Raw genomic sequence first — 501 nt, forward strand, 5'->3', positions numbered from 1 at the left:
TAGATAGTCACTCAAAAAACTGGTAACTTACATTTAAAAAAGAGCGTGACAAAAAAAGAAAGAAATCAATTGATCTGGGATCGCTACCAGGAAGGCTATAGCCAGGAAGAGATTGGGAAGTTTTATAATTTATCACAGAGTGCGGTGAGTTTGATTATCGTGAAGAAAGAGAGGAATATCCCTGAACCCACGCAAGAGACTCGTGGCGCCAAAGCGAAGCTTAGCTCCGCTCAACTATCCGAACTCAAGAGGGTGTTGTTGAATGATCCGGTTTCCACCATAGGATTTAGTCATTGGAACAAAAAGAGTATCCAAGCCTTAATCGAAAAGAAGTTTGGGGTTCATTACCATGAGAACTACATCTGGAAATTGATGAAGAAGATCGGCTTTAGCAGTCAGCTTCCTCAGCGGAAAGATTATCGGCAGGATCAAGATCAAGTCCAAGATTTTAAAACGAACCGGATTCCAGCCATAAAAAAAAGCGATAGCTGAAAACAGAAT

The 501-nt window shown here is 40.9% G+C and carries 1 protein-coding gene; it reads left to right on the forward strand.

Going from position 1 to position 501, the window contains the following annotated elements; translation table 11 throughout:
• Positions 1-45 precede the first annotated feature (45 nt).
• On the forward strand, positions 46-492 hold the full coding sequence (locus tag CRP01_RS41790; protein ID WP_170110774.1) for a winged helix-turn-helix domain-containing protein: 447 nt from the start codon (positions 46-48) through the stop codon (positions 490-492).
• Positions 493-501 lie beyond the last annotated feature (9 nt).

The sequence above is a fragment of the Flavilitoribacter nigricans DSM 23189 = NBRC 102662 genome, from assembly GCF_002646595.1.
GTDB classification, from domain to species: Bacteria; Bacteroidota; Bacteroidia; order Chitinophagales; family Saprospiraceae; genus Flavilitoribacter; species Flavilitoribacter nigricans.